At 35.6% G+C, this 3,155-nt stretch carries 3 protein-coding genes; 1 reads left to right on the top strand and 2 read right to left on the bottom strand.

Translation table 11 applies throughout. From position 1 onward, the window contains the following. Positions 1 to 554: FAD-binding oxidoreductase (locus ACOYLP_RS11525; protein ID WP_422856318.1), on the bottom strand; the 554-nt coding region annotated here is incomplete at its 3' end. Between the two features lie 41 nt (positions 555 to 595). Then, positions 596 to 1,801 carry an MFS transporter gene (locus ACOYLP_RS11520; protein ID WP_422856317.1) on the bottom strand — a complete coding sequence of 402 codons (1,206 nt, stop codon included), beginning with the start codon at positions 1,799 to 1,801 and terminating at the stop codon, positions 596 to 598. A 129-nt stretch (positions 1,802 to 1,930) separates the two neighbouring features. Between ACOYLP_RS11520 and meaB the strand changes: the two genes are divergently transcribed. After that, on the top strand, positions 1,931 to 3,019 hold the full coding sequence (meaB, locus tag ACOYLP_RS11515; RefSeq protein WP_422856316.1) for a methylmalonyl Co-A mutase-associated GTPase MeaB: 1,089 nt from the start codon (positions 1,931 to 1,933) through the stop codon (positions 3,017 to 3,019). Positions 3,020 to 3,155: the final 136 nt, after the last annotated feature.

Below are 3,155 nucleotides of genomic sequence, written 5' to 3'. Positions count from 1 at the left end.
TTCAAAGTATTTGCACCTGTCCAAATGATTTCACCATTTGGCAAAACCACTTCTAAATTGAGCACATAATCTTTGGTTACTCCATATTTTACAGCTCTGGCTCCACCAGCATTTTCGGCAATATTACCGCCAATCCAACAACTTCCCATACTGCTTGGATCAACAGGATAGAATAATCCTTTTTCAGCGACAGCTTCACGCAAAACTTGATTGATAACGGCAGGTTCCACTGTAACTTGCAGGTTTTTTTCATCGATTTCTAGAATTTTATTTAATCGTTCCATTGACAAACCGATGCCTTCATAAACCGATAATGCGCCTCCACTCAAACCTGTCCTTGCCCCGATTGGTGTTGTTGGGATTTTATATTCGTTGGCTACTTTTAGTATTGCTGAAATTTCACGAGCGTTAGCAGGTTTTAATACAACATTGGGTGGAAAAACATAATCTTCTGTTTCATCATGACCATAATGATTTCGAGTTTCTTGATCGGTAAATAAATAAGGTTGGCCTACAATAGCATTGAGTTTTTGAAGTATTTCGGAACTTAGCATTTTTTTAAATTAATTGAATGTAAATGTAATAAATCTAACTTTCATTTCTTTTTCAAATTCGGAAGAAAAAAGCAAATGATTCCAACTAAAGGGAGATAGGAACAAACGAGATAAACATATTGAATAGAGGTGTAATCGGCTAATTTTCCTAATAATGCGGAACCTAAAGCGCCCATACCGAAAGCAAAACCATAGAACAAGCCAGAAATCATACCGAGTTTTTTAGGCAGTAATTCTTGGGCATACACCAAAATGGCAGGGAAAGCAGATGAAATAATAATCCCGATAACGACCATCAATACATCGGTCCAAAATAAATTCACATAAGGCAGTAACAAGGCAAACGGTGCGGCTCCGAAAACCGAGAGCCAAATTACGTATTTGCGTCCGATTTTGTCACCCAACGGACCACCCAAAATAGTTCCGACAGCATACGCTATCAAATAAATAAACATATGGTATTGGGCTTCTTTGATGGATAAATGAAACTTATCAATGATATAGAAAGTATAATAAGAAGATAAGCTTGCCGAGTAGAAGAATTTTGAAAAAATAACGATTAACAAGATCGTAACAGCCCATTTTACATTACTTTTTGATAAGCGTTGGAAATCGGCAAAAACTACTTTCTTGGGTTTTCTGTATATCAAATGATTACGATACCAAAAAGCAATTTTACTAATAATAGCCAAACCCATTACAGCGGCAATGATAAACCATAATATATAAACTTGACCGTTTGGAACTACTATTAAAGCAACAAGTAAAGGGCCTAGAGCAGTACCGAAATTTCCGCCAACCTGGAAAATAGATTGAGCCAAACCACGTTTCCCGCCGGAAGCCAAGTTAGAAATACGAGCTGACTCGGGATGAAAAATAGAAGAACCTATACCAATGAAAATTACTGAAAGTAAAATCCAATAGAAATTAGTGGCGAATGACAAAGATACGATTCCAATCAAGGAAAAAAGCATCCCATACACTTGTGAAAAAGGTTTTGGATATTTATCAGTGTAATAACCAACTAACGGTTGAAGTAATGAAGCAGATAGCTGAAATGCAAAAGTTATTAATCCGATTTGTGTAAACGTAAGATTATAATTCTGTTTTAAAATTGGGTAAACCGATGGAATTATAGCTTGAATTAAATCATTCAGTAAATGTGCAAAACTTATTGAAAACAGTATCGAATAAATTGTTTTATGAAGTACATTACTTTTTTCAGTAATATCGATTGAAGTTTCCATTCGAAATTATAAATTATTCTGCAAAGGAAGATAAAAAATTGGAAAAGAGAATCAAAGGTTTCTTAAAATTGATATGTTTTGAATTTTTAGAAAACAATATTTTACTAAATTTACCCAAATGATTTTCCCTTGAACGAAAAGCAAAACAAAAAATCAGCGTTACATGAAAAAGAAGGTATTCCGCAACCGGAAAGTTTCAGTGCGGCTTCATTGGAGAAAATTACGAAAAACAGAAAGCTGCAACCATCAGCAACTGAATTGATTGCTGGTATTTTAGCTCATGACAAGGTGGCGTTGAGCCGCGGAATTACTTTGATAGAAAGTACGAGTGTTACCCATTTGGCGAAAGCTAATGAAATAATTAGTGGTTGTTTGCCTTATGCCAATAAATCGGTTCGAATAGGAATTACCGGTGTTCCTGGAGTTGGTAAATCAACATTTATTGAAGCTTTTGGAAAACACCTTACTTCATTAGGAAAAAAAGTTGCCGTCTTAGCTATTGATCCAAGTAGTACGATTTCTCATGGAAGCATTCTTGGTGATAAAACCCGTATGGAAGAATTAGTTAAAGACGAAAACGCCTATATACGACCATCAGCTTCCGGAGAAACACTGGGTGGTGTAGCACGAAAAACAAGAGAAACCATTATCCTTTGTGAAGCGGCAGGTTTTGACACTATCATCATTGAAACTGTTGGCGTTGGACAAAGTGAAACCGCAGTGCATTCGATGGTAGATTTCTTTTTATTGCTCAAAATTTCGGGTGCGGGTGATGAATTACAGGGAATTAAGCGAGGCATCATGGAAATGGCGGACGCAATTGTAATCAACAAAGCCGATGGTGATAATATCAATAAAGCTAATCTGGCCAAAACCGAATTCAACCGTGCGCTGCATTTATTCCCTGCAAAAAAATCAGGTTGGATTCCAACTGCGTCAACTTGCAGTGCAATAACTAGAGAAGGAATATGTAGTGTTTGGGAAACCATATCCAATTATTTTGAGTTGGTTCAAGCCAATCATTATTTTGAAGAAAAACGCAAAGAACAAAATCAATATTGGATGATGGAAACCATAAACGAGCAGTTAAAAAATAATTTCTACAATCATCCCGACATGATAAAACTATTGGAAGAAAATAAAAAAGCAGTCGCAAATAATGAAATTTCACCTTTTGCTGCTGCTCAGATTTTGTTGAAAAAATATTTTATAGAATAACTTCGATTCTAAATACTATTCTTCGTAACGTTCCATTTCTCTGTCATAGAATTCACCTGCCAAAGTAATTAAATGTTCCATTTCACTTTCTAATTCGGTTTCATCTTCACCTTCTAAATCTTCCATAAACTCTACT

Source organism: Flavobacterium sp., from assembly GCF_049318325.1.
Lineage (GTDB): Bacteria > Bacteroidota > Bacteroidia > Flavobacteriales > Flavobacteriaceae > Flavobacterium.
This window is presented reverse-complemented; position numbering and strand designations above follow the sequence as displayed.

Coding starts and splice junctions, on each gene's coding strand:
- ACOYLP_RS11520 (WP_422856317.1), bottom strand. CDS start 1,801: ATGGAAACTTCAATCGATATTACTGAAAAAAGTAATGTACTTCATAAA.